We start from the raw sequence: 25937 nt of genomic DNA, 5'->3' as shown, positions 1-25937 counted from the left end.
GAACGGAGCATCTGCTCGGTCGTGGATTTTCGTCGAGTTTGACTCGTCCGTCGAACGTTGCTTCCTGGCCGAACGCGGCCGGCCGCCGCCCTGCAACGCGCGACCGGCGCCGATCGACCCTGAAGGGACGGATTCAAATCCCGAAAGCGGACTTACTCACACTGCGCCGCCATGCGGTTCGACGCATGCGGTTGTTGGTGCGCGGCTCACATGTTTTAATGGGGCCTCTATATTCTCGCCTGCCAGCCGTCATGCCGTTGTTCGGACCCATCACGCTGACTACCTCTCGCCTCATTCTGCGGCCGCTTCGCGATGAAGACGTGCAAGCGCTTTTCGCCATCTGGTCGGACGCGGACGCGATGCGCTATTTGCCGTTTCCGACGATGACTTGCTTAGATCAGGCGATGGATCGCGTCGCGCGTAAGTTGAGGACCTCCGCTAACGGTCAGGAGTTCATTTGGGCACTCGAATTGCGGACAACCGGCGAAGTGCTCGGGGACTGCGCTCTCTTTCATGCGGACGAGCAATGCCGACGTGCGGAGATAGGCTTTAGTCTGCAACGTAATCATTGGGGAGGCGGCTATATGACAGAGGCCACCTCCGCACTGATCGAGCACGCATTCGGCACGCTGAACTTACGCCGAATTGAGGCGGATATCGACCCGCGCAATGTAGCCTCGGCGCGCCTTCTCGAACGGCTCGGATTTGTCCGGGAAGGATTGTTGCGTGATCGGTGGGTGGTTGGCGATGAGGTGTCGGATAGCGCGCTGTACGGGCTGCTTAAGAGCAATCGCCGGTCCTAGATGGCCACTGGCTGCCGCCAAGACTTGATGCTGTGCCGACGGTCAGCAGTTTGTCAACGATTCATGCCATTGCGCGGAACGTCTCCTGTTGGCCGAACTCGGCCGGGGTCATCAGTCACGTCACATGGCGAGACCACAACGTTTCGAATGCCTCCATCGTTGTTTCCCGTGCTACGAACTGCGGGTCGGCGTTTATCTCGGACAATGCGGGCACCGGCAGCAATCCGAGTTGCGTCCCCAATGCCGATCTCTTTTCGTCTGAAAATCCAACTCGCCCGTCGCGAAAGAATTCAAGTTTACAAATCTCATAACGATTCTGGTTGAGGACGGACACGAGACGGACAGGCTCCGTGTCAGAATCGTGCTTCCACATGACGTCGATTGCGATCAACCCATCTTCCATTGGCTTTCCCCCGCGCGTCGAAGGAACTTCTATTAGCGCTGCCTCGTTGGATTGTCGACGATTCCGGTATCGAGTGCCAGTGACCGGTTGAATCCGCCGCCGGACTCGGCCGGCCGCAGCCACGGCGGACTGCGACTGGCTCAACCCGGCGAGGGGGCCTGTCGTCTTGCTCCGAAGCAGACGCACAGCGTCGGTGTCGAGCGCTGAGTTAGCCTGTCGTGTACCAATATAAAAGTACATATTCGTCATCCGTCTCACATAAAAAGCATTCTTCAACACCGATAAATTTTGGTTCGACGAAATACGTCATCTCTATTTTTACCGGCGGAATAAAGCCCAATATTTCAAGAGATGGAAAACACAGGAATTCGCCGGGTTTTACATATCGCGGCATCCGCAACGCGCGCTCGCACGGATGGATTTCAAGATCGATCAGGGGGGCCTCTCCCCATTCAATATCCACTGCGAGGTCGCGCAATGACTTTACCAAGAACTCCGTATCATTTTCGAAGTCCTTCTTTTGCCCATGTATGTAATAGCTGCCTTCAGTCTCTCCGTCAGTACGGTCAAAAAACAAAAGATTTACGCATCCACTTGGCGCACCATTTTCAAACCTAGATATAACTTCTTCCGCGACCATGGAGGCTATCTCCCGCTGGAAACTCCATCACTGGGGCAATTTCAAAGTACGGCTTTTCGTCAGCCTCGTCTTTATCTTCTTCGACTCACTCCGATCATGGCTTTGGCCGGGATTCTGCTAAATCGGAATTCGGCGTGTGCGCCGACGACTTACGTAACGATTGTCAATGAACCGGACATCGATGTCGACAGTCCGTTCCTGGCCGCCTGCAGACGGCCGCAAGAGACGCCTTCCGGCCCGCAGCGGTCTCTCGTGCATGAATTGGCACGACGGCCGCTTTCTAGATGCAGGGGCATTGAGACAACTGTGGAGGCTGCAAAAATTCGAACATTTGTCCGCAGCGGTCATTCGCGCTAATTTGTCGATGTGTGCGTGCATACCTTTTTACTTTAGTAGCCGCCTGGGCCTGACTCTGCAGAGCGCGCGCCGCAACGGGACCCATCTGCGGCAGTTTGCCAGTCGTATTGACAGTTTCCCGGGTAATTGCTGCCAGTCCCGCCGCCTCCCGCCTTCGCTGCCGCTACCGCCGCCGTGACGACAAGCGCTACCACGCCGACAGCTTGAGCCACATGCACTCGGTTCAGACATTTTTCCTTGTTTGCGCTGTCGTCACACCAACTTGCGCAGCCCGTCACCGCGAAGACAAGTCCCGGGGCGATTAGTTTTTTTCTCATAACAGCGTTTACGGCCGCTTCCAATTCCTTCTTCAACGTCACACCAAAAAAATGGGCGTGCAGGGTACCAACGCAGGGATTTGATGTTGTGCGAGCGAAGGACGAGGACAGGCTTTCGATGCAACTCACTGAGGTTTGCGCGCGCTCTAACCAGTCATCGCCGTATGCGCATCCGTTTCCGGATCGGTGAGCTTGTTCCGCTCACCGCTGGAAGGTTTGTTAGCAAGTACGGAGCAGTCGTTTGAGAGTCCGCATGAGCGCACGCTACCGAATGTCCGAAACCTGCCGCTAGCTACCATCAGCTTCTGATAGACAAGGAGCATCGGCGACGAGCATCGATACCCACATACTGATCTCCACCCGGTCGTTCGCAGAAACCCACGCCGAAGCCGAAGCCCGCCGGCCAACCCCACCGTTTTGCCCTCAGGAAAACCCTGATCGACTCAGCCAGGCCATCCGTTTCAGCCGGATTTCCCCCTGCCGGAGGTAGCCGCATCCTACCTCCGCCCAAGCAACACCCCGCCCACGCCCGACCGCGCTCCAGCAAGCCTTCCAGCCCACATACCCAGCAAAAAAGGTATGGCGCAGCGCAATATTTTGCGTCTAAAACCCAATTTCAATACCCAGCAGGTATCAAAAACCACGCCCAAAAGTATTGGACGCTCCATTTCGCCGCCGCGTATAAATCCGTTCCATGAACTCCCCACACGCAGCGCACCCCATGTCCCCGATCACCATCGAACGCATTGAAACCCGCCTCGTCGACCTGCCGACGATCCGTCCGCACAAGCTGTCGGTCGCCACCATGCACGGCCAGACGCTGATGCTGGTGAAGGTGCTCTGCAGCGACGGCGTGACGGGCCTCGGCGAAGGCACGACGATTGCCGGGATGGCCTACGGCCCGGAAAGCCCCGAAGCGATGAAGCTTGCGATCGACGCGTACCTCGCGCCGGCGATCATCGGCCGGGATGCGACGCGCATCCAGACGCTGATGGCGTTCCTCGGCAAGCTCGCCAAGGTCAATCACTTCGCGAAGAGCGCGCTCGAAACCGCGCTGCTCGACGCGCACGGCAAGCGCCTCGGCGTACCGGTCAGCGAGCTGCTCGGCGGTCGCCGGCGCGATCGCCTGCCGGTCGCCTGGACGCTCGCATCGGGCCACACGGCGACCGATATCGCCGAGGCCGAGCGGATGCTCGACCTGCGCCGCCACAACGTGTTCAAGCTGAAGATCGGCGCGAAGGCGCTCGCCGACGACATCCGGCACGTGGCCGAAATCAAGCGGGCGCTCGGCGAGCGCGCGTCGGTGCGCGTCGACGTGAACATGGCCTGGAGCGAAACGCAGGCGGCGCGCGCGATTCCGGCGCTGGCCGATGCCGGCTGCGAACTGGTCGAGCAGCCGGTGGCGTCGGCCGCGGCGCTCGCGCGGCTGATGCGCCGCTTCCCGGTCGCGCTGATGGCCGATGAAATCCTGCAGGGCCCGGACAGCGCGTTCGAGATCGCGAAGCAGCACGGCGCGGACGTGTTCGCGATCAAGATCGAGCAGAGCGGCGGCCTCTTTGCCGCGCAGCGCGTCGCGGCGATCGCGGACGCGGCCGGCATCGAGCTGTACGGCGGCACGATGCTCGAAGGCGCGTTCAGCACGGTCGCGTCCGCGCATCTGTTCGCGAGCTTCGCGAACCTGCAGTGGGGCACCGAACTGTTCGGACCACTACTGATCACCGAAGAAATTCTCACGACCCCGCTCGACTACAGCGATTTCGAATTGACCGTGCCGAGCGGCCCGGGCCTCGGCATCGAACTCGACGAAGCGAAGGTCGCGCGCTTCACTCGCGACGGGCTGACAAAAGTCTCCCGCTAACCCGCGCTAACCCGCTTACGTATCAGGACATCACGATGCTTTTCCACGTACGCATGGACGTCAACCTGCCGGTCGATCTGCCGGCAGCGGTCGCCGACGAGATCAAGGCCCGCGAGAAGGCGTACTCGCAGGCGCTGCAGCGCAGCGGCAAGTGGCGCCACATCTGGCGCATCGCCGGCGAGTACGCGAACTACAGCGTGTTCGACGTGTCGGGCAACGCCGAGCTGCACGACATCCTGACCGGCCTGCCGCTGTTCCCGTACATGAAGATTTCGGTGACGCCGTTGTGTCGCCACCCGTCGTCGATACACGACGACGTTTGAGCCACGGAGCCGCTCGTTCTCCGACAGCGAGCACCCCGGGTCACGATTCCCCTAAATACACGTGGAGACACCATCATGAGCGTCAAAGTTTTCGATACGAAGGAAGTGCAGGATCTGCTGAAGGCCGCGTCGAACGCGGGCACGAACGGCGCGAACGGCACGCAGGCCGGCGACGCGCGCACGCAGCAGATCGTCCAGCGGCTGCTCGGCGACCTGTTCAAGGCGATCGACGATCTCGACATCACGCCCGACGAAGTGTGGGCCGGCGTGAACTACCTGAACAAGCTCGGCCAGGACGGCGAAGCGGCGCTGCTCGCGGCCGGTCTCGGCCTCGAGAAGTATCTCGACATCCGGATGGACGCCGAGGACGAGGCGATCGGCCTGGACGGCGGCACGCCGCGCACGATCGAAGGCCCGCTGTACGTCGCCGGCGCGCCGGTGCGCGAAGGTGTAGCGAAGATCGACCTCGATGCGGACGAAGGCGCGGGCCCGCTCGTGATCCACGGCACGGTCACGGGGCTCGACGGCAAGCCGGTGGCCGGCGCGCTGGTCGAGTGCTGGCACGCGAACTCGCACGGCTTCTATTCGCACTTCGACCCGACCGGCAAGCAGAGCGATTTCAACCTGCGCGGCGCGGTGAAGACGGGCGCGGACGGCAAGTACGAATTCCGCACGCTGATGCCGGTCGGCTACGGCTGCCCGCCGCAGGGCGCGACGCAGCAGCTGCTGGATCGCCTCGGCCGTCACGGCAACCGCCCGGCGCACGTGCACTTCTTCGTGACCAGCGACGGCCACCGCAAGCTGACGACGCAGTTCAACATCGACGGCGACCCGCTGATCTGGGATGACTTCGCGTATGCGACGCGCGAGGAACTGATTCCGCCCGTCACCGCGAAGACCGGCGGCGCCGCGCTCGGGCTGAAGGCCGACGCGTACCAGGACATCGAGTTCAACTTCGTCCTGACGCCGCGCGTCGAGGGCAAGGACAACCAGATCGTCGAACGCCTGCGCGCTTCCGCCACGGCGTAACCGCCCGACGGCGCGGCGGCGCGCTTGCGCCGCCGCCGCCGGGCTCCCGCGAGATTCAATCGATACCGATGCGAGCGTGCTTGCAGGACCCGGCACGCGCACAGGAGGAACCAACATGTCCGCCACGATCGACCCCACCACCGAACTGGACCACCTGCTCGCCACCGCCGTGCAGGACGACAAGGAAGCCGGCGTGTTCCGCTGCCGCCGCGACATCTTCACGAACGAGGCGCTGTACGCGCTCGAGATGAAGCACATCTTCGAGCGCAACTGGGTGTACCTCGCGCACGAGAGCCAGATCCCGAACAACAACGATTACTACACGACGTGGATCGGTCGCCAGCCGGTCGTCATCACGCGCGACAAGGCCGGCGAGCTGCACGCGGTGATTAATGCCTGCGCGCACAAGGGCGCGATGCTGTGCCGCCGCAAGCACGGCAACAAGGGCAGCTTCACGTGCCCGTTCCACGGCTGGACCTTCTCGAACACCGGCAAGCTGCTGAAGGTGAAGGACGAGAAGACGACCGAGTATCCGGTGCAGTTCAACACGCACGGCTCGCACGACCTGAAGAAGGTCGCGCGCTTCCAGAGCTATCGCGGCTTCCTGTTCGGCAGCCTCAGCGACGACGTGCTGCCGCTCGAGGACTACCTCGGCGAGGCGCGCGTGATCATCGACCAGATCGTCGACCAGGCGCCGAACGGGCTCGAGGTGCTGCGCGGCAACTCCTCCTACATCTACGAAGGCAACTGGAAGATGCAGATGGAGAACGGCTGCGACGGCTATCACGTGAGCACCGTGCACTGGAACTACGCGGCGACGATGGGCCGCCGCAAGGAAGACGGCACCAAGGCCGTCGATGCGAACAGCTGGAGCAAGTCGGTCGCGGGCGTGTACGGCTTCGACAACGGCCACATCCTGCTGTGGACCAAGACGATGAACCCGGAAGTGCGGCCGGTGTACCAGCACCGCGACGAGATCGAGGCGCGCGTGGGCGCGGCGCAGGCCGACTTCATCGTGAACCAGACGCGCAACCTGTGCGTATACCCGAACGTGTTCCTGATGGACCAGTTCAGCACGCAGATCCGCGTGGTGCGTCCGCTCGGCGTCGACAAGACCGAAGTCAGCATCTTCTGCTTCGCGCCGAAGGGCGAGAGCGAAGCCGACCGCACGACGCGGATCCGCCAGTACGAGGATTTCTTCAACGTGACCGGGATGGGCACGGCCGACGATCTCGAGGAATTCCGCGCCTGCCAGGCCGGCTACGCGGGCATCACGGCGATGTGGAACGACCTGTCGCGCGGCGCGCCACTGTGGATCCACGGGCCGGACGAGAACGCGAAGAAGATGGGGCTGAACCCGCGCATTTCGGGCGAGCGCAGCGAGGACGAGGGGCTGTTCGTGTGCCAGCACGAACACTGGGTGCACGTGATGCGCGATGCACTGAAGAAGGAACGCGCGGAGGTGGCGGCATGAACATCGATTACCGGACCATTTGCGCGGCGCTGTATCGCGAAGCGCGCCTGCTCGACGATCGCGAGTGGGACGAGTGGCTGACCTGCTACACGGAGGACGTCACGTACTGGATGCCCGCGTGGGACGACGACGACCGGCCGACCGACGATCCGCAAAGCGAGATCTCGCTGATGTACTACGCGGATCGCGGCGGCCTCGAGGATCGCGTGTTCCGGATCAAGACCGAGCGCAGCGGCGCGTCGACACCCGAGCCGCGCACCAGCCACAACGTGACGAACGTCGAGGTGCTGGCCGAGCGCGACGGCGAGGTGGACGTGCGCTACAACTTCGACACGCTCAACCATCGCTACCGCGTGACCGATCACTACTTCGGCACGATGTTCGTCACGCTGCGCAAGGTGAACGACGCGCTGCTGATCTCGAACAAGAAGATCGTGCTGAAGAACGACTATATCCGGCAGGTGCTCGACGTGTATCACGTCTGACGCCGATTGTTTCGACAGTAACCGAGGGAGACGAGGTCATGTCCACCTACAAGATTGCACTGAACTTCGAGGACGGGGTCACCCGCTTCATCGACTGCAAGGCCGGCGAGAAGGTGCTCGACGCCGCGTTTCGCGCGAAGATCAACCTGCCGATGGACTGCTCCGACGGCGTGTGCGGCACCTGCAAGTGCCGCGCGGAAAGCGGCAGCTACGACCTCGGCGAAGACTACATCGACGACGCGCTCACCGAGGACGAGAAGGACGGCGGCCTCGTGCTGACGTGCCAGATGGTGCCGCAAAGCGATTGCGTGATCGCGGTGCCGACTTCATCGGTCGCGTGCAAGACCGGCCACAGCGCGTTTGCCGCGACGGTGACGCGGGTCGAGCCGCACAACGACGCGGCGATCGTGCTCGAACTCGACGTCGACGCGGCCGCTCCGGCGTTCCTGCCTGGGCAGTACGTGAACATCGGCGTGCCGGGCAGCGGCCAGCACCGGTCGTACTCGTTCTCGTCCGCGCCGGGAGACACGAAGGTCGGATTCCTGATCAAGAAGATTCCCGGCGGCGTGATGAGCACGTGGCTCGAATCGGCGGCGCCCGGCGACACGCTCGAGCTGAACGGGCCGCTCGGCAGCTTCTACCTGCGCGACGTCGCGCGGCCGCTGCTGTTCCTCGCGGGCGGCACGGGCCTCGCGCCGTTCCTGTCGATGCTGGAGGTGCTCGCGCGCGGCGGCTCGCAGCAGAAGGTGCACCTGATCTACGGCGTGACGCGCGATCTCGACCTGGTGCTGGTCGATGCGATCGAAGCGTATGCGGCGAAGCTGCCGAACTTCAGCTTCGCGACGGTCGTCGCCGATGCGGCGTCGAACCATGCGCGCAAGGGCTGGGTCACGCAGCACATTCCGGCCGATGCGCTGAACGACGGCGACGTGGACGTCTACCTGTGCGGCCCGCCGCCGATGGTCGATGCGGTGCGCCAGTACTTCGACGACCAGGGCGTGAAGCCCAACAGCTTCCACTACGAGAAGTTCACGCCGAACGTGACGACGGCAAAGGCGGCATGACCATGCAACGATTCTCCGGAAAGGTCGTCGTTGTCACCGGCGCGGCGCAGGGCATCGGTCGCGGCGTCGCGCTGCGCGCGGCGGCCGAGGGCGGCCGCGTGCTGTTCGTCGATCGTGCGGACTTCGTGCCCGAGGTGGCCGCCGAAGCGCCGGGCGGCGACACGGCCGGTTTCGTCGCCGATCTCGAAACCTACGATGGCGCGCACGCGGCGATGGCGTGCGCGGTCGCGACGTTCGGCCGGATCGACGTGCTGATCAACGGGGTCGGCGGCGCGATCCGGATGCGGCCGTTCGCCGAGTTCGAGCCCGCGCAGATCGACGCGGAAATCCGCCGCTCGCTGATGCCGACGCTCTACAGTTGCCACGCGGTGCTGCCGCATCTGCTGGCCGGGGGCGGCGGCACGATCGTCAACGTGTCGTCGAACGCGACGCGCGGGATTCGTCGCGTGCCGTACTCGGCCGCGAAGGGCGGCGTCAATGCGCTGACGGCGGCGCTCGCGATGGAATACGCGGAGCACAACATCCGCGTGGTCGCGACCGCGCCCGGCGGCACCGCGGCGCCGCCGCGCCGCGTGCCGCGCAATGCGGCCGGCGACAGCGAGCAGGAACAGGCGTGGATGGCCGAAGCGGTGCGGCAGGTGACCGACTCGACGTTCTTCAAGCGCTACGGCAGCCTCGACGAACAGATCGCGCCGATCCTGTTCCTCGCGTCCGACGAAGCGAGCTACATCACCGGCACGGTGCTACCGGTCGCGGGTGGCGATACGGGTTGAGCGGTACATCGCATACCTAACCGATGCTTCACGCGTGCACGCTCCGCAGCCGTGCGTGCACGCTATCCGACACTCACCTAATCGGCCGGCGCCGCGAGCCCGGCCACGGAGACACTCATGCGCGAACGCGAAGCGATCATTCCGGCCGGAATGGAGGCCGTGTACGAAAAAATCGGCTATGCACCGGCGATCAAGGTCGGCGATACCGTCTACGTGTCCGGCCAGATCGGCCGTGACGCCGCGATGCAACTGGTGGAAGACCGCGAAGCGCAGATCGTGCAGGCGTTCGAGAACCTGAAGCGCGTACTGGAGGCCGGCGGCGCTTCGCTCGACGACGTGGTCGACCTGACGACCTTCCATACCGACATGCGCGACCTGCCGCTGTTCATGCAGGTGCGCGACCGCTATTTCCATGCGCATCCGCGGCCGGCGTGGACGGCGGTCGGTGCGCACATGCTGGGCGGTTCGCCGGGCTATATCGTCGAGATCAAGGCGGTGGCGGTGCTGTAACCGAACACGCGGCACCCGCGCTTCGCGAACTTCTCGGCGGCGGCGCGCCCGATGCCCGACGACACGCCGGTCACGACGACAACGGTGGGGTTCGACATGGCTGCTTCCTTCGATACGATGAACGGGCTGGGTATCAATCGCGCGCGTCGAGCGCGGGTGCAAGCGTAGGTTCGGGAAGCGACGCCTCGTGTTCGCCGCGGCGCGAACCGGCGGCATGACCGGGCCGGATTCGATACCAGATCGCATACATCGCGGGCAAGAACACCAGCGTGAGGACCGTGCCGGCGAACGTGCCGCCGATCAGCGTGTATGCAAGCGTTCCCCAGAACACCGAATGCGTGAGCGGAATGAACGCGAGCACGGCGGCCATCGCGGTCAGGATGACCGGGCGGGCCCGCTGCACGGTCGCTTCGACGACCGCATGGAACGGGTCCAGCCCCGAGAGTTCGTTCTGGTGGATCTGCCCGATCAGGATCAGCGTGTTGCGCATCAGGATCCCCGACAGCGCAATGAGCCCGACCAGCGCGTTGATGCCGAACGGCTGCCCGAACAGGATCAGCGTCGGTACCACGCCGATCAACCCGAGCGGGCTCGTCAGGAACACCATCACCATCGCGGAGATCGAGCGCACCTGGAAGATGATGATGACGAGCGTGATCGCGAGCATGATCGGGAACAGCGGCAGCATCGCCGCGGTCGCCTTGCCCGATTCCTCGATGGAGCCGGCCTGCTCGATCCGGTAACCGCTCGGCAGCTTGTCGGCGATCGGTTGCAGCGCCTTCGTGATCGCGGCAGATACGTCGGGCGGCTGCAAGCCATCGGCGATGTCGCCGCGCACGGTGACGGTCGGCACGCGATCGCGCCAGCGCATGATCGGCTCCTCCATTCGCACGTCGACCTTGCCGACCTGCGACAGCGGAATGTGCTGGCCGTTCGCGCCGACGAGCGTGAAGTCGTCGAGCCGCGCCGGGTCGAGCCGCGTATCGCCGCCCGAACGCGCGATTACCTGCACGGTTCGAATATCCTCGCGCACCGCCGTGACGGGCACCCCCGTGAGCAGGAACTGCAGCTGCTGCGCGACCGCGCCCGACGTCAATCCGACCGCCTGCAGGCGATCCTGCTGCAACGTGAAATGCATCGTGGGCGCGCGCGTGCCCCAGTCGGCATTGACCGTGCGCATCATCGGGCTGCCGGTCATCACGCGCTGAACGTCGGTCGCGATGCCGCGCAGCGTGTCCGGATCGGGGCCCGTGATCCGGTAGGCCACCGGGAACGGCGAATACGGACCGAACACGAGTTGCGTGACGCGCACGCGCGCTTCGGGCGCGAGGCCGTCGGCGATGACTTTTCGTAGTCGCGCCTTCAATGCCTCACGTTCCTCCTGACTGTCGGAGCGCACCACGATCTTCGCGAACGACGGATCGGGCAGTTCCGGCCCCATCGCCAGATAGAAACGCGGCGCACCCTGGCCGACGTACGCGGTGACGATCCGCGCTTCCTTCTGTCTGGCGAGCCATGCCTCGACCTTCGACGTGGTGGCGCTGGTTTGCGAAATCGACGTGCCGTACGGCATCTGCACCTCGATCAGCACCTCGGGGCGATCGGAGATGGGGAAAAACTGCTTCTTGACGATCGCCATGCCGACAATCGCGAGCACGAACAGGCCGACGACCGAACCGGCGACCAGCCATTTGCGGGCGATCACGCGCGTCAGCAGTTGGCGGAAGCGGTTGTAGCGGGGCGTGTCGTAGATCGCATCGTGACCGCCCTCGAACTTCTTGAAGTCCGGCAGCATCTTCACGCCGAGGTACGGCGTGAAGGCCACCGCGATGACCCACGATGCGATCAGCGCGATCCCGACGATCCAGAACATGTTGCTGGTGTATTCGCCCGCGGAGGAGCGCGCGAAGCCGTTCGGCATGAAGCCGACCGCGGTCACCAGCGTACCGGCCAGCATCGGCGCGGCCGTATGGCTCCACGCGTAGGCCGACGCGGCCACGCGGTCGTAGCCTTCCTCCATCTTCACGACCATCATCTCGATCGCGATGATCGCGTCGTCGACCAGCAGGCCGAGCGCGAGGATCAGCGAGCCGAGCGTGATGCGGTCGAAGTTCTTGCCGGTCGCGGCCATCACGACGAACACCACGGCGAGCGTCAGCGGCACGGCCGCGGCGACGACGAGCCCCACGCGCCAGCCCATGCTGACGAAGCTCACCAGCATCACCACGAGCAGCGCGGCGAAGAACTTGACCATGAACTCGTCGACGGCGGAGCTGATGTTCACGGACTGGTCGGTCACCTTGGTCAGGCTCATGCCGAGCGGCAGCCCGGTATTGATCGCGCCGACCTCGTGGTCGAGGGCCTTGCCGAGGTCGAGCCCGTTCCAGCCGTCGCGCATCACGATGCCCAGCAGCAGCGCGGGTTCGCCGTTGTTGCGGATCAGGAACGTCGACGGGTCTTCGTAACCGCGCTCGACGGTGGCGATGTCCGACAGTTTCAGCGTGCGACCTTGCGCGACGATCGGCGTGTCGCGAATCTTCTGCAGCTTGTCGAACGCGCCGTCCACGCGAATGAAGATCTCCGGGCCGCGCGTCTCGACGGAGCCGGCCGGCGTCAGCGCGTTCTGGCCGTTGAGCGCGGCGAACACGTCCTGCGGGCTCACGCCGAGCGTCGCGAGCCGGTCGTGCGACAGCTGGATATAGATGCGCTCCGCCTGTTCGCCGATGATGTCGACCTTCTTCACACCCGGCACGTGCAGCAGCCGCTGGCGCAGTGTCTCCGCGTCGCGCACCAGCAGGCGCTGCGGCTCGCCCTTGGCCTTCAGCGCGAAGAGGGCGAACGTGACGTCCGCATATTCGTCGTTGACCATCGGGCCGATCACGCCCGACGGAAGATCGTTCGCCACGTCGCCGATCTTCTTGCGCGCCTGATAGAACTGCTCCTGCACCTCGGACGGCGGCGTGCTGTCGAGCAACGTCAGGGTCGTGAAGGCCAGGCCGGGGCGCGTGTAGGTTTCGGTGCGGTCGTACCAGCGCAGCTCCTGCATGCGCTTTTCGATTTTTTCGGCGACCTGATCGTGCATTTCCTGCGCCGTCGCGCCGGGCCATGCGGTGACGATGGTCATCACCTTGACCGTGAAGGCCGGGTCTTCCGCGCGGCCCAGCTTGAAGAACGACACGAGCCCGGCGAGCGAAATCAGGCAGATCAGGAACAGCGTGACCGCGCGCTCGCGCACGGCGAGCGCCGACAGGTTGAAGCGGCGCTCGCTCACGGTCGTGCTCCTTCGCTTGCGACCGCGATGGCCTGCGGCGACACGCGGACCGTCTCGCCTTCGCGCAGCAAGTGGGCGCCGAGTGCGACGACGCGCTCGCCTTGCTTCAGCGCGCCGGACACGCGGGCGTTGTCGTCGTCCAGATGCTCGAGCTTGACCGGCCGCCACGCCACTCTGGCCGGATCGCCGGCGACGACCCACACGCCGGGCCCCTTGCCGGCGTCCAGCAGCGCGCCGATCGGCACCTGCAGGCCGGTTTGCGGTGCGCCGTCCGCGATCCGGATCGTCACGGTCGCACCAAGCGGTGCGCCGGCCAATGCACCTTGCAGCACATAGCGCGCTTCGAACGTGCGCGTTCTGGCATCCGCGGTATCGGAGAGCTGGCGCAGCGTCGCGGGAACGCTCGCGTCCTGCTTGCCGAACAGCTCGGCCTGCGCGCTCGACCCGATCGCCGGGCGCAGGGTTTCAGGCAGCTGGATCACGGCCTCGCGGCTGCCGGCGTGCGCGAGCCGCACCACCGGCTGGCCCGCACTGACCACCTGACCGGGCTCGGCGAGGGTTTCCATCACGACGCCGTCGCCGTCCGCGACGAGTTCCGCATAGCCTGTCGCATTGCGCGACACGTTCGCGTCGGCCTCGGCGGCACTCAGTTGCGCCTTGGCGGCATCGGCCGCCGCCTTGATCTGGTCATAGGCCGATGCCGATATCGCTCCGGTGCCGCGCAGGTCGCGGTAGCGGGCTTCATCCTCGGCGGTCTGCCGCGCGCGGGCCCGCGCGGCGGCCACGGCCTCGTCGCGTGCGCGGGCCGCGAGCTTCAGGTCGACGGGGTCGAGCCGCATGAGCGGCTGGCCGCGCCGGACGGTTTGACCGGCGTCGACGAGCCGCTCCTGCACCTTGCCGGACACCCGGAACCCGAGGTCGCTCTGCACGCGGGCGGCGACGGTGCCGGTAAACGCGCGGGACGCGGGAACGGCCGCCTGCACGACGGCGGTACGCACGAGCGGCGCTTCCGTGCGCGGATCGGAAGGCGCTTTTCCGCTGCACGCGGCTAGCGCGAGCGGCAATGCGGAAGCGACTGCGAGGAGAGCGAGGCGACGCCTGACCATGAAAGACCCAGTGACGAAATGTTCGGGGCTTTCATTGTGGATCTAGTGACTAAAATAGTCAATGGTCACAAACGGTGACGTATCAGGGGGCGAGGCTGCGCAGAACGAGGTTCGACAACTGCGCGGGCGCGGCGTCGGTCGTGTCGAGGTTGTATTGCAGCAGCAGCGGATTCAGGTACGGGCGCATCACCAGGTAGATCGCCATCGCGGTTTCGTCCAGCGGTGTCTTGCGCTCGAACTCGCCGTTTTGCCGGCCTGCCTGCAGCACGTCCTGCAGCAGTTTCTGCACGCGCGCTTCGTAGGCCTGCACCGACTGCCAGTTCCCGGTGGCGGCCGACGCGGCGATGTCGTACAGCTTGCGGTCGCGGAAGAACAGCCGCAGGCTCGCTTCGGTAAAGACCTTGAACATCCGCCGCAGCTTCTCGGTGGGGAGTTCGGCCTCGGCGACGGCCGCGCGCACCTCGGTCTCGATCTCGTGCAGGCAGTTCGCGCAGATCATTTCGCCGATCGCCTGTTTCGATTCGAAGAACTTGTAGATATAGGCCTTCGAGAAGCCGATCGCCTTCGCGAGATCGGACACGGTCGTTTTCTCATAGCCGTACCGGCTGAAGTGCTCGGTGGCGGCAACGACGATCTGGTCCCGGACGTCATGGTCGGCCGGCCCCCGCGCGGGGGCCGGGGAAGAAGCGGTTTTTTTCATGGGCTGCAGCCGACAGGATGGACAACGAGTGACTATTTGGTATTATAGTCACTATCGAATTCTTGCGAAAACCGTCATGCTACCCAAACCCGTCGTTGCCGCGGTTCTTGTTGCCGTCCTGTTGACGGGTTGCGCCGTCGGTCCCGACTACGTGCGCCCCGAGGTCGCGATGCCGCAGCGGTTCCAGGGCCAGGCCGCCGTGGACCAGCGGCACGCGGCCGCCGATGCCGACCTCGCGACGTGGTGGACGGGGTTCGGCGATCCGCAACTGACGCGCTACGTCACGCTGGCCCTGGCGCAGAACCTCGATCTCGCGCAGGCCGCGGCACGCGTCACGCAGGCGCGCGCGGCGGTGGGGGCGGCGAATGCGGCGCTGCTGCCTTCGGGGGAGGTGAGTGGTCAGGCGGCGCGCGTCTACCAGTCGGTCGAAACGCCGTTGGGGCGCGTGCTGAACTCGGCGCCGGGTTTCGACCGTCACGGCAGCGACTATGAGGCCGACTTCAACGCGAGCTGGGAGCTGGACGTGTTCGGCGGGTTGCGCCGCGGCCGCGAAGCGGCGCTTGCCGACTACCAGGCGTCGGAAGCCGGCGCGGTGGCGACGCGCCTTGCCGTCGCCGCGCAAACCGCGGACATCTACATCACGATTCGCGGGTTGCAGGGCCGGCTGAAGGTCGCGCGGCACCAGGTGCAGACCGAGCAGGATCTGCTGTCCACCATCAGTTTGCTGTATGGCAAGGGTCTCGCGGCGGAGCTTCAGGTCAGGCAGGCCGAAGGCGCGCTCGCGCAGGTTCGCGCCACGGTGCCGGTGCTCGAAGCGGCGCTGGACACGGCGATGAATGCGCTCGACGTGATGCTCGGTTCGCAGCCCGGCACGCATCGGGCGGAATTGCTCGACGGCGGCGACGTTCCGGTCGCGCCGCGCATCGCAGCGACGGGAACGCCCGGTGAGTTGCTCAGGCGGCGGCCCGATTTGATCGTGGCCGAGCGGCGCGTGGCGGCGGCGAACGCGCGCATCGGCGTGGCCGTCGCCGAGTATTACCCGAAGTTCTCGCTGAGCGGGCTGATCGGCAGCGCAACGACGATGGGCGCGGGCAACCTGTTTACCGGCGGCGCCAACCAGGCCGCGGGCGTGCTCGGGCTGCGCTGGCGGCTGTTCGACTTCGGCCGGATCAATGCGCAGATCGCGCAGGCCAAAGGGCAGGATGCCGAAATGCTGGCCGCGTATCGGCTCGCGGTGCTGCACGCGACCGAGGACGTCGAAAACGCGTTCTCGGCGCTCGTCAAGCGCGACGAGCAGGCGGCAGTTCTTGGCGGCGGCGTGGATTCGCTTGGGCGAGCGAGAGCCGCGTCGTTTGCGGCGTACCAGAAAGGTGTCGTCAGCCTGATCGAAGTGCTGCAGGCCGATGAAAACCTGCTGCGCGCGTCCGACCAGCGCGTGCAGGCGCAAACCGAATCCGCACGCGCGGCGGTCGCTGCGTTCAAGGCGCTCGGTGGTGGGTGGCAGGCGCCGGGATCGGAAGCGGTGGCGATGCGGTAGTGACTTCGTCGGAATGCGGCCGGTTCGCCGCGAATGCGACCAATGTCCGTCATCACCAGAAAAGGATTGGCCGCGACCCGCGCCGTGGATATCGTCGCGCGCGCGGGCTGCACGCAATACACGCAATACACGCGATAAACGCGATGAACGCGATGAACGCGACGAACGCGACGAACGCGATGCGCGATGCGCCGCTCCGGCAACACCTGAATGCGCGATGCGCCGAATGGCGCGATCCGCCAGCGCGCGTCATCGAACAGTGGCGCGAACGTGCGAACACGACGGCGTGACGGACCCTTGACGTAAATCGCACGTCGATGTGAATCGCGATCGGCGGATCGGATCGGTTCGGTCCGCGATGGCATCGCGCCGGGAGCGGCCCGCAAGCCCGCCGTCATCGATGAATCGCCGCCCGCAACCGCCCCACCTCCTGCTCCGACACCGGCGCGGCGCGATTCCCCCACGCGCCGCGCACATAGCTGACCACCGCCGCGATTTCGCTGCTCGTCAGCGCGTCGCGCATCGCGGGCATCCGCTGCACGGGGCCGTTCGTGCCGGGCGCCGGCCGCGCGCCTTCGACGACGATCCGGATCGCGCTCGTCGGATCGGCCGCGAGCACAGCCGTATTGCCCGCGAGCGGCGGGCCGTGATCGCGCACGCCGGCGCCGTCCGCGCCGTGACAGCGCGCGCAGAACCCCGCATACACGCCGGCCCCCGGCGCCTGCTGACCGCCTTCCGGCCGCGGCCCGGCGGCCGTCAGCCGCGGGACGCCGACGCCCAGCGGGTTCGTCGCGGCAGTCGGTTGCGCGGGCAACGATTTCAGGTAGACGGCGATCGCGCGACGATCGTCGTCGCTGAGCAGCGCGGTGCTCTCTTCGACGACCGGCGCCATCGCGCCGAACACCGCGCCGCGCACCGCATGGCCGCTGCGCAGGAAGGCGGCGAGCTCGTCGATCGTCCAGCGGCCGAGGCCGTCCGTGTCCGCGCCGGTCAGGTTCGGCGCGAACCAGTGATCGTTGATGCCGCCGGTCAGGAATGCGGGGCTGCGCTCGTCGTAGCCGCGCTCGTTATAGGCCGGCCCGCGCGGCGTATGGCACGCGCCGCAGTGGCCGAGCCCCTGCACCAGATACGCGCCGCGATTCCACTCGGCCGATTGCGACGGTTGCGGCACGAACCGGTCGCGGTTCGCGAAGGCGAGGCTCCATAGCCCGAGCGCCCAGCGCTGGTTGAACGGAAACGGCAGCCGCGTGAGCTTCGCCGCGTTCGCGGACGGCGCGACGCCGCGCATGAAATACGCATAGAGCGCGCGCACGTCGGCGTCGCTCATCCGCGCGAACGACGGGTAGGGCATCGCCGGATACAGCCAACTGCCGTCCGCGCGCACGCCGCGCCGCAACGCGTCGTCGAACTGCTGCAGCGTGTAGTGGCCGATTCCGTGCGCCGGATCGGGCGTGATGTTCGGCGCATAGATCGGCCCGAACGGTGAATTCACCGGCTGGCCGCCCGCGTAGGGCGTGTGATCGGCCGCGTCGTGGCAGGCCGCGCAGTCGCCGGCGAGCGCGAGGTAGCGGCCGCGCGCGATCGTCGCGGCGTCGGCGCTCGCGGCGGCAGCGGAGACCATCGGGCGTCGGGCCGCCTTGGCCGATGCCGCATCCGGTGGCGCGGCAGGCGTTGGGGCCGACACCGTCGACGCAACCGACGCAACCGACGCAACCGACGCAGCCGACGCAGCCGACGCAGCCGCCGACACCGCCGACACCGCCGACACCGCCGACGCCTGCGCAGCAGGCGCCCCCGAAAGCCTGCGATCCTCCTTCACGCGCGCCGACATCGACGCACCGGCATCGCCCGCCGACGCACCGATCCGCACGAAGCGCCAGCCCGACGCGGGTTCGGGCGCTTCCGCCGCCGACGCGGCGTCGGCCGTATCGCCGGCGGACGCAGGATGGTCGTCCTGCTGCATGTCGCAGGCGGCGAGCGCGACGCAAGCGGCGAGTAAGGCGAGTGCGACGCCGATCGCGCGCCCGGTAAAGCGGAACGAAGCGAGCGAGATCAGCGCCATGGACTGCACGGCCCCACGAAAGCCGACACGATGCCCGTGAACACGAGACCGATCACGAACCCGAGCGCGGCGAGCATCCCGCAGCGCGCGAGGAATCGCGTGCTGTCGTCGCGCGTCGCGGCCTGAACATTGGCGTCATGCCTGCGTTGCCACGTGCGCACGAGCCAGGTGGCGAACGCCGCCGCCAGCGCGAATGCGCCCGCGGCGATCAGCGCGAGCCACACGCCCACGTGCGCCCAGCGAGGCACGGCCTGCGCGACGCCGAGCGGATAGCACGCGGTCGACGCGAGCGTCTCGGACGCGAGCATCTGCGCGAACCACAGCGCAGGCGCGCCGATCAGGCCGGCCGCGATCGCGAGCAGGGGCGTCCACGAGCGTCGCGCGCCGTTCACCCCGATCTCCTGAGCCAGTACGGCGACACGTACAGCGCGGTGAAGATGAACAGCCACACGATGTCGACGAAGTGCCAGTAGAGCCCGCCGACCGTCAGCGCGACGCGCCGCTCGCCGCTGAAGAAGCCGGCGGCCGTCCAGCCGGCGAGCAGCGCGAGGATCACGAGCCCGGCCACCACGTGCGCGAGGTGGAAGCCGGTGATCGTGAAGTACAGGCTGCCGTACAGATGTACGGTCGGGCCATACGGATGGTCGCGCCACTCGTGCAGCTGAACCAGCGCGAACGCGATGCCGAGCACCAGCGCGACGGCGAGCGCGGCCACCGCGCGCGGCCGCTTGCCGGCCCCCACCGCGCGCTCGGCGAGCCACACGAACACGCTGCTCGACAGCAGCACGACCGTGTTGCCGGCCGCGAGGCCGATCTTCGGCATCCCTTCGGGCGGCCACGGCGCGGACGATTGCGACTGCAGATAGAAGTAGCAGAACAGCAGGTAGCCGAACAGGCCGGCCTCGGTCACGATCAGCGTGATGACGCCCCACCAGCCGCTCGCACGTTCGCCGCAACTGCCGACCGGCAGCGGTTCGACGCACGCGGCCGGCGCGCCGGCCGGCGTCGTCGCCGACGACGGTTCGTCCGGATGCGCGCCGGCCGCGGCCGACGGCGCCTGCGTGTCGTCGCGGGCCGGCAGGTGCGCGCGCTGCCCGAGCGTGCCGCGCGGCCACAGCCAGACGGCGTTCGCGATCGCGCACCCGGCGACGGCCACGCAGACGAGCGTCGGCGAGCGCGCCAGCATCGCCGCGAACACCGCGGTGGCAAGCAGCGCGAGCACGAACGGCACGCAGGTGTCCTCCGGCATCTTCAGGATCGCGCTCGGCGCCGCCGCGAGCGGCGTGACGGCGAGCGCCTCGCGGCCGTCGGCGAGCCGGTAGCCGACCCGCAGGCTGGTGCGCTTCGGATCCTCGCGGGTTTCCCACAGCGGATGCCGCGAGCCGACGAGCGGCAGCACCGCGAAGTTGTACACGGGCGTGGGCGACGCGACCGACCATTCGAGCCCGGCGCCGCCCCACGGATTCTCGCCGGCACGCGCACCGCGCCGCGCGCTGACGAGTGCGTTGACGACGAACATCACGATGCCGATGCCGAAGATGAACGAGCCGATCGTGGTCAGCAGGTTCGACGTGTCCCAGCCCATCCCGGATGGATAGGTATAGATGCGGCGCGGCATCCCGAGCAGTCCGGCGACGTGCATCGGGAAGAAGCCGAGGTTGAAGCCGACCAGCACGATCCAGAACGTCAGGCGTCCGAAGCGCTCGTTCATCATCCGCCCGGTGAACTTCGGGAACCAGTACGTGACGCCGCCGAGCACCGGGAACACGTTGATGCCGAGCAGCACGTAATGCAGGTGCGCGACGACGAAATACGTGTCGGTCAACTGCCAGTCGAGCGGCACCGCGGCCGTCATCACGCCGGATACGCCGCCGACCACGAACATCAGCACGAAGCCCGCGAAATACAGGAACGGCGTGCGGAACACCGGGCGGCCGGTCCAGATCGTCGCGAGCCACGCGAACACCGCGACCGCGCTCGGGATCGAGATCAGCATGCTCGCCGCGCCGAAGAACGCGAGCGCGAGCGGCGCGATGCCGGTCGCGAACATGTGGTGGACCCACACCTCGAAGCCGATCAGCATCGTCGCGACCGTCGACACCGCGACCGCCTCGTACGCGACCAGCGGCCGCCGGCAGAAGGTCGGCAGCGCGTCCGACACGATGCCCATCGCGGGCAGCACGACCACGTACACCCACGGGTGCGCGAACATCCAGAACAGGTGCTGCCACAGCAGCGGCCGGCCGCCGTTCGCGACGTCGAAGAAGTGCGTGCCGGCATTGCGGTCGAGCCACAGCAGCAGGAACGCGAGGCTCACCGACGGCACCGCGACGAGGTTCGCGACCGATGCGGTCAGCGTGCCCCATACGATGATCGGCAGCCGGTCGATCGACATCCCGTGCGCGCGCATGCGCAGCAGCGTGACGACGAAGTTCGCCGCGCCGCCGGTCGTCGAGATGCCGAGCAGGATCATCCCGAGCGCATAGATGTCGATGTTCGCGCCGGCGCTGTAGTCGAGCGACGTGAGCGGCACGTAGTTGAACCAGCCGCCGTCGGGCACCGCGCCGAGCGGAAAGCTCGCATACAGGAACAGCCCGGCGAACAGGAACACCCAGTACGAGAACGCATTGAGCCGCGGGAACGCCATGTCGCGCGAGCCGAGCATCAGCGGCCACAGGTAGTTCGCGAAGCCGGACAGCACCGGCAGCGCGTACAGGAAGATCATCGTGACGCCGTGCATCGTGAACAGCGCGTCGTACTGCGCGGGGGTGAGCACCGTCGCGTTCGGCCGCGCGAGCTGGATGCGCATCACGAGCGCCTCGACGCCGCCGAGCAGCAGGAACGCGAAGGCGGTGACGATGTAGCGCAGCCCGATGCGCTTGTGATCGACCGTGCCGAGCCAGCCGCGCCAGCCGGGTTCCGATTCCCACAGCGCGGCGAGCGCGCGCTCGTGCGCGGAGCCCGGCGGCGCGTCGCCGAGGTCGGGCACGCGGCTGAGCGCGGTGGGCGCGGTGGGCGTGTCGTGGGCAACGGCCATTCGTCATCCTCCGTTCAATGCAGCGTCGCGAGATAGGCCGCGAGATCGTCGGCGTCGCGCGGCGCGAGCGCGAACGACGGCATCAGCGTCTGCGGCTTGATCTGCTGCGCGTGCGCGATCCAGCGCCGCAGGTTCTCCGGCGTGTTGTCGAGCGTGCCGGCCGCGAGCAGCCGGCGCGACCCGAGATGCGACAGGTCGGGGCCCGCGTCGCCCGCCGCATCGGTGCCGCGCACCGCGTGACAGCCCGCGCAGCGCGTGGCGAACACGCGCCGGCCGCGCTGCTCGGCACCGGCCGCGGGGGCGGGAGCCGGCTGCCGCTGCGCGGCGAGCCATGCGCGAAACGCGTCGGGCGGCTCGGCCACGACCTCGAACGCCATGTGCGCGTGCTGCGCGCCGCAGTATTGCGAGCACTGTCCGCGATAGACGCCGGGCCGGTCGGCTTGCAGCCATTGATGGTTGGTCTGGCCGGGAATCGTCTGCGTTTTGCCGGCCAGTTGCGGGACCCAGAACGCATGGATTACGTCCGCGCTGTTCAGCTCGATCGCGACCGGCTCGCCCACCGGAATGTGGATCTCGTTGGCGGTGACGAATGCAGCGCCGCCCGCGTCGTCGGGATAGCGGACATCCCACCACCAGTCGTGCGCGGTCACGACGATCGTCAGCGCCGGCGGGCGCGGCGGCGCAGCGACCACGCCGAGCACGCGCAGCATGTACACGAGCGCGGCGAACAACAACACGATCGAGATCGCGGAGCCGACCGTCACGATCGCCAGCCCGCTGCGCGGCGCACCACCTGCCTGCGTGCGGCGGCGAAATATCGCGATCAGCAGCAACACCGCGATCGCGATGCACACGAACGTGCACAGTGCGACGAGCGCCCAGCCGAGCACGAACACCGGCCGCGCGGCGGGGCCGGCCGCATGCGCAACGTACGCGAGCGGCAGCGGTCCGGCGGGCCCGGCGGTGGCTTCCCCCAGTTCACCGGCCGCACGCGCGGCCGCCGGCGCGACGAGGCTTGCGACGGAAGCGATGCACGCGATACGGCGCGCTTGGGTGAACGGCGGAACGGGCAACGCGACTCCTTGCCGAATTCGATGGCATGACGACAAACCGTTCGCGGCGCAGCAATTTCCGTGCGCGCTGCGCGTTTGCGCATGGCTCGGAGATTGCGGGCGCAACGTCCGGCGCGTTACAGCCGGCTTGTAAATTGGGCGACCGTTCACCGCGGGCGCCCGGATTGCAAGGCCCGCCCGCCGCGCGGCATGCCGCTTGCTACGCCGATCGCGTTCCGGCACGCAATGCGCAAGCAGCCCTCGGCGTACGGGCCACCCTGAAACAGCGGGAGGAATCGACCGTGAAGACCGTCGCGATCACCGGTGCGAGCGCCGGCGTCGGCCGCGCGACCGCGCACGCGTTTGCGCGGCTCGGCGCGAACGTCGCGCTGCTCGCACGCGATCCGCGCGCGCTGGACGACACCGCGTCCGAAGTGCGCGCGTATGGCGTCGACGCGCTGCCGATCGCCGTCGACGTCAGCGACGCCGCCGCGCTCGATGCGGCCGCCGAGCGCATCGAGAACGAACTCGGCCCGCTCGACGTGTGGGTCAACAATGCGATGGTGACGGTGTTCGCGCCGTTCGACGAAATCTCGCCGGAAGACTATGCACGCGTGACCGAGGTCACCTACCTCGGCTGCGTGTACGGCACGCGCGCGGCGCTCGCGCGGATGGCGCCGCGCAATCGCGGCACGATCGTGCAGGTCGGCTCCGCGCTCGCGTACCGGTCGATCCCGCTGCAGTCGGCGTACTGCGGCGCGAAGCATGCGATCCGCGGCTTCACCGACGCGCTGCGCTGCGAGCTGCTGCATGCGCACAGCCGCGTGCGCGTGACGATGGTGCAACTGCCGGCGATCGACACGCCGCAGTTCGACTGGGCCCAATCGACGTTGCCGAATGCGCCGCGTCCGGTCGCGCCCGTCTATGCGCCGGAAGTGGCGGCCGACGCGATCGTGCAGGCCGCGCGTCGTCCGTGCCGCGAGCGCTGGGTCGGCTGGTCGTCGCTCGCCGCGATCGCGGCGAACGCGTTCGCGCCCGGCTGCTTCGACCGCTATCTGGCGCTGACTGCCGTGCGCGGCCAGCAACGCGCGACGCCGGCCGGGCCGCGCGAATCGAATCTGTGGCATACCGTGTCGGCCGGCCATGCGACGCGCGGCGCGTTCACCGCCGAAGCGCGCCGCACCGGCGCCGAAGCGGGCCTTGGCGCGTCGCGCGCGCTGGCGTTCGCCGCGGTCTTCGCGGTGCTCGCGGCGGGCTTCGTCGCCGCGCGCAAGCTGGACCGGTGAGCGCGATGCGGATCGAGGACTACGCGCTGATCGGCGACGGCCGCAGTGCCGCGCTCGTCGCGCGCGACGGCAGCATCGACTGGCTGTGCTGGCCGGACTTCGACTCGCCGCCATGCTTCGCCGCACTCGTCGGCACGCCCGACAACGGCCGTTTCCGCATTGCGCCGCGCGACGCGAATGCACGCGCGGTGCGCCGCTATTTGCCCGGCACCGCGATTCTCGAAACGACTTTCGAAACGTCGTCGGGCTGCATCGTGATCCTCGACTGGATGAGCTGGAATACGGCCGATCCGTGCCTGATCCGCAGCGTGCGCGGCGAGCGCGGCACGGTCGAGATCGACGTCGATCTCGGCGTGCGCTTCGACTACGGCCACGCGCTGCCGTGGTGCCGTCCGTTCGGCCGGCGCTGGCGGATGATGACGGGCGGCGATGCGATGTGGCTCGATACCGAGATGCAGCTCGACGTGCAGGAAGACCGGCTTGTCGGCTCGCAGCGGATCACGGCGGGCGAGCGCGTGGATTTCGCGATCAGCTACGCGCGTTCGTACGACCGGCCGCCGGTCGTGCCGGACGCGTACGCATCGGTGCGCGATACGCAGTCGTTCTGGCGCGGCTGGGTGACGTGCAACACGGCGGAGGGTCCGTATCGCGACGCGATCGAGCGCGCGCTGATCACGGTGAAGCTGCTGTCGAGCCTGCGCACCGGCGGCATCGTCGCGGCGCCCACCACTTCGTTGCCCGAACGTTTTGGCGGCGAGCGCAACTGGGATTACCGGTTCTGCTGGCTGCGCGACGCGAGCTTCACGCTGCGCGCGCTGGTGCGCTGCGGCTACCGCGAAGAGGCCGCGCGCTGGCGCGACTGGCTGGTGCGCGCGATCGCCGACCATCCGTCGCAATTGCAGGTGCTGTATGCGGCCGACGGCGGTCGTCGCGCGGCGGAATGGACTGCCCCGCATCTGGCCGGCTACGAAGGCGCGCAACCGGTGCGCTTCGGCAACGCGGCGGCCCTGCAGCTGCAGCTCGACGTGTACGGCGAGGTGCTCGGCGCGCTGTACCATGCGCGCCGTCACGGGTTGCCGCCCGACGACGACGCGTGGATGCTCGAGCGGCGGCTCATCGAGCATCTCGCGACGGTCTGGCGCGACCCCGACGAAGGGATCTGGGAAGTGCGCAGCGGCCGGCATCTGTTCACGTCGTCGAAGGTGATGGTGTGGGCGGCGGTCGAAAGTGCGTGCCGCTCGGCGCGCGCGTTCGGTCATCACGCGCCGCTCGACGTGTGGCAGCGCTGGGCCGATGCGATTCGTGACGATGTGTGCACACGCGGTTACCACGAGCAACTCGGTCGCTTCGTCGAGCGCTACGACGGCGACGGGCTCGACGTGAGCCTGCTGCTGATTCCGCTGACGGGCATGCTCGACGCGTGCGATCCGCGCGTGGTCGGCACCGTTGCCGCGATCGAGCGGGAATTGCTGGAGGACGGGCTGCCGTTCCGCTATCGGCCGCAGCCTTTCAACGACGGCTGCGAAGGCGACGAAGGCGCGTTCGTCACCGCCGGTTTCTGGCTCGTGCAGGTGTACCGGATGCAGGGCCGCGACGACGATGCGCTCGCGCTGTTCGAGCGGCTGCTGAGCCTGCGCAACGACGTGGGGCTGCTGGCCGAGGAATACGACGTGAACGCGCGGCGCCTGTGCGGCAACTTCCCGTTCACGCTCGCGCAGGTCGGGTTGATCAACGCGGCGCTCGCGCTGCAGGGCGACGGAAGGGACGACGTGGATATCGGCTGACGCGCTGACGCGCTGATGCACTGACGCGCTGAGGTCCTGACGCACTGACGCACTGACCCACTGACG

The 25937-nt window shown here is 67.1% G+C and carries 21 protein-coding genes and 1 pseudogene; 12 read left to right on the top strand and 10 right to left on the bottom strand.

Features of this window, described 5'->3' with window-relative positions:
• Nucleotides 1–251: 251 nt before the first annotated feature.
• Nucleotides 252–803 carry a GNAT family N-acetyltransferase gene (locus ACP26O_RS29305; RefSeq protein WP_175664728.1) on the top strand — a complete coding sequence of 184 codons (552 nt, stop codon included), beginning with the start codon at nucleotides 252–254 and terminating at the stop codon, nucleotides 801–803.
• 115 nt (nucleotides 804–918) lie between these two features.
• Here ACP26O_RS29305 and ACP26O_RS29300 read toward each other — a convergent pair whose 3' ends face one another.
• Nucleotides 919–1206 carry a DUF6881 domain-containing protein gene (locus ACP26O_RS29300; RefSeq protein ID WP_175664729.1) on the bottom strand — a complete coding sequence of 96 codons (288 nt, stop codon included), beginning with the start codon at nucleotides 1204–1206 and terminating at the stop codon, nucleotides 919–921.
• Between the two features lie 208 nt (nucleotides 1207–1414).
• Nucleotides 1415–1846, bottom strand: a complete 432-nt coding sequence (locus ACP26O_RS29295; protein ID WP_426356429.1) for a hypothetical protein — start codon at nucleotides 1844–1846, stop codon at nucleotides 1415–1417.
• Nucleotides 1847–3241: 1395 nt separating this feature from the next.
• Between ACP26O_RS29295 and ACP26O_RS29290 the strand changes: the two genes are divergently transcribed.
• The 8 genes from ACP26O_RS29290 (at nucleotide 3242) to ACP26O_RS29255 (ending at nucleotide 10036) form a co-directional block, all read left to right on the top strand.
• On the top strand, nucleotides 3242–4378 hold the full coding sequence (locus ACP26O_RS29290) for a muconate/chloromuconate family cycloisomerase (RefSeq protein WP_175664730.1): 1137 nt from the start codon (nucleotides 3242–3244) through the stop codon (nucleotides 4376–4378).
• A gap of 35 nt (nucleotides 4379–4413) precedes the next feature.
• Entirely contained in the window at nucleotides 4414–4701 is a 288-nt protein-coding gene (catC, locus tag ACP26O_RS29285) for a muconolactone Delta-isomerase (protein ID WP_175664731.1), read from the top strand.
• A gap of 75 nt (nucleotides 4702–4776) precedes the next feature.
• Complete coding sequence (gene catA, locus ACP26O_RS29280; RefSeq protein ID WP_175664732.1) at nucleotides 4777–5730, top strand: catechol 1,2-dioxygenase; 954 nt, start codon at nucleotides 4777–4779, stop codon at nucleotides 5728–5730.
• A gap of 115 nt (nucleotides 5731–5845) precedes the next feature.
• Entirely contained in the window at nucleotides 5846–7204 is a 1359-nt protein-coding gene (locus tag ACP26O_RS29275; protein ID WP_175664733.1) for a Rieske 2Fe-2S domain-containing protein, read from the top strand.
• On the top strand, nucleotides 7201–7689 hold the full coding sequence (benB, locus tag ACP26O_RS29270) for a benzoate 1,2-dioxygenase small subunit (protein ID WP_105786849.1): 489 nt from the start codon (nucleotides 7201–7203) through the stop codon (nucleotides 7687–7689). Before ACP26O_RS29275 ends, benB begins: the two co-directional genes overlap by 4 nt.
• A 38-nt stretch (nucleotides 7690–7727) precedes the next feature.
• Nucleotides 7728–8753: a benzoate 1,2-dioxygenase electron transfer component BenC gene (benC, locus tag ACP26O_RS29265; protein ID WP_175664734.1), complete on the top strand. Its 1026-nt coding sequence runs from the start codon at nucleotides 7728–7730 to the stop codon at nucleotides 8751–8753.
• Nucleotides 8750–9526, top strand: a complete 777-nt coding sequence (benD, locus tag ACP26O_RS29260; protein WP_175664735.1) for a benzoate diol dehydrogenase BenD — start codon at nucleotides 8750–8752, stop codon at nucleotides 9524–9526. Before benC ends, benD begins: the two co-directional genes overlap by 4 nt.
• A gap of 117 nt (nucleotides 9527–9643) precedes the next feature.
• The gene (locus ACP26O_RS29255; RefSeq protein ID WP_105830637.1) at nucleotides 9644–10036 is read left to right on the top strand and encodes a RidA family protein; all 393 of its coding nucleotides are present in this window, start codon (nucleotides 9644–9646) and stop codon (nucleotides 10034–10036) included.
• Here the strand turns inward: ACP26O_RS29255 and ACP26O_RS29250 are convergent.
• The 4 genes and pseudogenes from ACP26O_RS29250 to ACP26O_RS29235 form a co-directional block, all read right to left on the bottom strand.
• Nucleotides 10036–10134: pseudogene (locus ACP26O_RS29250) on the bottom strand (SDR family NAD(P)-dependent oxidoreductase); the annotation flags it as partial. The gene ACP26O_RS29255 and the pseudogene ACP26O_RS29250 sit on opposite strands and share 1 nt — an antisense overlap.
• 35 nt (nucleotides 10135–10169) lie before the next feature.
• Nucleotides 10170–13307, bottom strand: coding sequence for an efflux RND transporter permease subunit (locus ACP26O_RS29245; protein ID WP_175664736.1), 3138 nt, complete (start codon nucleotides 13305–13307; stop codon nucleotides 10170–10172).
• Complete coding sequence (locus tag ACP26O_RS29240; protein ID WP_175664737.1) at nucleotides 13304–14413, bottom strand: efflux RND transporter periplasmic adaptor subunit; 1110 nt, start codon at nucleotides 14411–14413, stop codon at nucleotides 13304–13306. Before ACP26O_RS29240 ends, ACP26O_RS29245 begins: the two co-directional genes overlap by 4 nt.
• An 82-nt stretch (nucleotides 14414–14495) precedes the next feature.
• Nucleotides 14496–15113, bottom strand: coding sequence for a TetR/AcrR family transcriptional regulator (locus tag ACP26O_RS29235; RefSeq protein WP_006753846.1), 618 nt, complete (start codon nucleotides 15111–15113; stop codon nucleotides 14496–14498).
• A 76-nt stretch (nucleotides 15114–15189) separates the two neighbouring features.
• Between ACP26O_RS29235 and ACP26O_RS29230 the strand changes: the two genes are divergently transcribed.
• Nucleotides 15190–16650 (top strand): efflux transporter outer membrane subunit, encoded by a 1461-nt coding sequence (locus ACP26O_RS29230; RefSeq protein ID WP_175664795.1) that lies wholly within the window; start codon nucleotides 15190–15192, stop codon nucleotides 16648–16650.
• Between the two features lie 394 nt (nucleotides 16651–17044).
• On the opposite strand, the gene ACP26O_RS29225 is transcribed toward ACP26O_RS29230, so the two are convergent.
• From ACP26O_RS29225 to coxB, 4 genes are read right to left on the bottom strand one after another with little or no spacing between them, the layout of a single operon-like run.
• Nucleotides 17045–18712 (bottom strand): c-type cytochrome, encoded by a 1668-nt coding sequence (locus ACP26O_RS29225; protein WP_175664738.1) that lies wholly within the window; start codon nucleotides 18710–18712, stop codon nucleotides 17045–17047.
• Nucleotides 18703–19104, bottom strand: a complete 402-nt coding sequence (locus tag ACP26O_RS29220; protein WP_126224911.1) for a cytochrome C oxidase subunit I — start codon at nucleotides 19102–19104, stop codon at nucleotides 18703–18705. The genes ACP26O_RS29225 and ACP26O_RS29220 overlap by 10 nt, the downstream gene beginning before the upstream one ends.
• Entirely contained in the window at nucleotides 19101–21749 is a 2649-nt protein-coding gene (gene ctaD, locus ACP26O_RS29215) for a cytochrome c oxidase subunit I (RefSeq protein ID WP_175664739.1), read from the bottom strand. Before ctaD ends, ACP26O_RS29220 begins: the two co-directional genes overlap by 4 nt.
• 14 nt (nucleotides 21750–21763) lie before the next feature.
• Nucleotides 21764–22822 (bottom strand): cytochrome c oxidase subunit II, encoded by a 1059-nt coding sequence (gene coxB, locus ACP26O_RS29210; protein ID WP_175664740.1) that lies wholly within the window; start codon nucleotides 22820–22822, stop codon nucleotides 21764–21766.
• 281 nt (nucleotides 22823–23103) lie between these two features.
• On the opposite strand from coxB, the gene ACP26O_RS29205 reads away from it, so the two are divergent.
• Nucleotides 23104–24087, top strand: coding sequence for an SDR family oxidoreductase (locus ACP26O_RS29205; protein WP_175664741.1), 984 nt, complete (start codon nucleotides 23104–23106; stop codon nucleotides 24085–24087).
• A 5-nt stretch (nucleotides 24088–24092) separates the two neighbouring features.
• Nucleotides 24093–25871 carry a glycoside hydrolase family 15 protein gene (locus ACP26O_RS29200; protein WP_175664742.1) on the top strand — a complete coding sequence of 593 codons (1779 nt, stop codon included), beginning with the start codon at nucleotides 24093–24095 and terminating at the stop codon, nucleotides 25869–25871.
• Nucleotides 25872–25937 lie beyond the last annotated feature (66 nt).

The organism is Burkholderia sp. R-40, assembly GCF_049942845.1.
Taxonomy (GTDB): Bacteria; Pseudomonadota; Gammaproteobacteria; order Burkholderiales; family Burkholderiaceae; genus Burkholderia; species Burkholderia ambifaria.
The sequence above is the reverse complement of the archived record's forward strand: the minus strand, read 5'-3'. Positions and strand labels throughout refer to the sequence as shown.